Annotated in this window: 2 protein-coding genes and 1 pseudogene; 1 reads left to right on the top strand and 2 read right to left on the bottom strand. The window is 45.7% G+C overall.

Annotation, left to right across the window (positions count from 1 at the left end; all coding sequences use genetic code 11):
- Together RMO35_RS23040 and fni are read right to left on the bottom strand one after the other, a co-directional pair.
- Positions 1-1,071 (bottom strand): S49 family peptidase (locus RMO35_RS23040; protein WP_309744724.1); only part of this gene is annotated, 1,071 nt, incomplete at its 3' end.
- 394 nt (positions 1,072-1,465) lie between these two features.
- Entirely contained in the window at positions 1,466-2,488 is a 1,023-nt protein-coding gene (gene fni, locus RMO35_RS23035) for a type 2 isopentenyl-diphosphate Delta-isomerase (protein WP_309744722.1), read from the bottom strand.
- 113 nt (positions 2,489-2,601) lie between these two features.
- On the opposite strand from fni, the pseudogene RMO35_RS25485 reads away from it, so the two are divergent.
- Positions 2,602-2,685: pseudogene (locus tag RMO35_RS25485) on the top strand (DNA sulfur modification protein DndE); the annotation flags it as partial.

Below are 2,685 nucleotides of genomic sequence, written 5' to 3'. Positions count from 1 at the left end.
TACTACGGCTTTGACATCTTTATCCAATCGGAGTTCGCGGACTTGACGCGCGAGACTATCGCCGCCGATTTGTCCGGGCGATCCTTCCCCGCTGACGATATTACCTTGGGCATAAATTACCGCAACTTTCTGACTGGAATTTGTTGATGTTTTATTAGCGGTTTGGGCATAGTCGCCGATGCTAATCTTGCGGTAAGAAGTTTTGTCTTCTTCATCAGCACCGCTAATTTTCTTAAGTTCTGTTAAAACTTCATCTAGATAAGCAGTGCGATCGACTAGTTTATTTTGAATCGATTGGGCGGCGGTTAACATCCCGCGATCGTCTGCCATTTTTTGGATCGATTCAGGTGTTAGTTGCCGACTGGTGCCGATCGCAGTTTTGAATTCATTCCAGAGATTATTTAATAACTGTTGAGTTTCTTGTCTGGCTTCAGGACTAAACTTAGCTAAAGTCTGAGCTTCGCCAAAAGATTTGTACTTACCAACTCGGACGACTTCTACGCCGATCCCATATTTATTAAAAGCGTTTTTAAAAAACATCGTTTCCGAGCGAAAACCATTAATATCGACCGAACCCATCGGATTGATAAAGATCCGATTGGCAACTGATGATAGATAATAATCGCGTTTATCCAGATCGACATTGTAGGCAATAATTTGTTTGCCAGCGGCTCGAAATCGCTCTAGGGCAGTCCGGACTTCTTTGAGCGTAGCAAATCCCGTATTAGCTTGTTTGCCTTTACTACCATCTAAATAAATCGCGACAATCCGTTTATCTTTGGTCGCAGCATCGATCGCATTTAAAACAGTTTTTAATTCTGTCACGCGAGTGGCATCGCCTGCGAGCGTTTCTTGCAAGCTTTTACCTGGATTGAGATCGACGATCGATCGGGATAAGTCGAGCGTCAAAATCGACTTTTCGGGGACTTTAATAGTTTCGTTATTAGCAGCACTCTGAATCAGCGCACCGATCGTTATCGTTACTAAAGTCAATGATACTGCTGAAAATAAACTTAAGCCGAGGAGACTACCGATCGTACTAGCCAAGGCTTGCTTGAGAAATTGACGCATATGAAATATTTAAATTAATTGAGAATTGAGAATTGAGAATTGAGAATTGGGTTATTAAGATGGGGACTTAGACCCCTGCGTCTCGTCAGATAAAAGTGAGGTAGTAATTGTAAAAATAAAGTTTTAGTCTGGAGCCAAGCTGGATGACAACTAGGGTTTATTGCGTAGCTTTAGTATTTTTTTATACAGTTTAGTTATTGGAGGATTGTGAGGTTCGCGCCAATAATTAAATTGTAGATCGGTAGACTCGATCGTGATGGTATTCTTACAGTTGTCGAAACAGTAATTCTCAATTTTCCAGGGTAAGAGTCTTCATTATGCCCAGATTTCTCGATCGAACCTACCGATCTACCAATCTTTAACTGCTTTTGCGTAAATAAACTCGCTCTTATTATCAGAGTGGCTGCAAACAATCGGATTGTCGTAACGCCGACAGGTTTTGATTTCCGGTACAAAATAATACTGTCTGGATTTCTGCCATTAATATCTCCGCTAATTCCGCGACGGCGGGTGTCGAGATGTCCGCAGCTTGGAGAAACGGCAATGCCAAACCCCCCAGATCTGCCCCGAGGGCGATGGCTTTGGCGACATCCAAGCCATTTCGCAATCCGCCGGAGGCAATGAGCGGGAGCGTAGGCGCGATGTCGCGAATCGTAGCGATACAGGTAGCCGTAGGAATGCCCCAATCGGCAAAAGTCTCGCCGAGTCGTCGTTGCAGGGCAGTTTGAGCGCGTTCGCTCTCCACCTTTGCCCAGGAAGTCCCACCAGCACCCGCGACATCGATGCCAGTAACGCCAGCGGAGATTAATTGCTGGGCTATCGGTGCCGAAATCCCGTTGCCCACCTCTTTGACGATGACGGGGACAGACAGCCGCTGACAGACGGTAGCAATTCGATCGAGTAATCCCCTGAAATTCGTATCCCCGTGGGGTTGAATGCACTCCTGAAGGGGGTTGAGGTGCAGAATCAGGGCGTCGGCACCCAAGAATTCTACCGCTCGCGCACATTCATCGATCCCATAGCGATAATTGAGCTGGACGGCACCCAGATTGGCGAGTAATAATATATCGGGTGCAATTTGGCGGACTTGAAAAGTGTCGGCGACTTGAGGTTGCTCGATGGCTACGCGCACAGATCCGACACCCATCGCCAGTTTATACTCCTGTGCTACTTCCGCCAATCGATAATTGATCTCTTTGGCTTGGGCTGTCCCCCCAGTCATGGAGGACATCAAAATTGGTGCGCCTAGCTCTTTGCCGAGAAATTTGGTCTTCAGGTCGATATCTTGGTAATCTAATTCTGGCAGACAACTGTGACTGAACTGATACCGATCGAATCCACTGCCTTGAGTGTGAAACTGGACATCTGATTCTAGACAGATCCGAATATGTTCGGCTTTGCGTTGAACTGTGGACATAGTTAGTAGATGCTTGGTAAATCGTCCTGTAGCCCCGAGCGTGTGTATTTAAACACTGCCTCCCAGGTAATCCCATCTCAAGTACTCAATCTAATATTTAGTAAATGACGACGATGGAACCCCCTATAAATAACATTAAACTGTCCCAAACTGCTAAAGACCAATTAGTTAAGCTCAAAAAATCGACTAAAATCGAG

Source organism: Chamaesiphon sp. OTE_20_metabat_361 (genome assembly GCF_031364565.1).
This window is presented reverse-complemented; position numbering and strand designations above follow the sequence as displayed.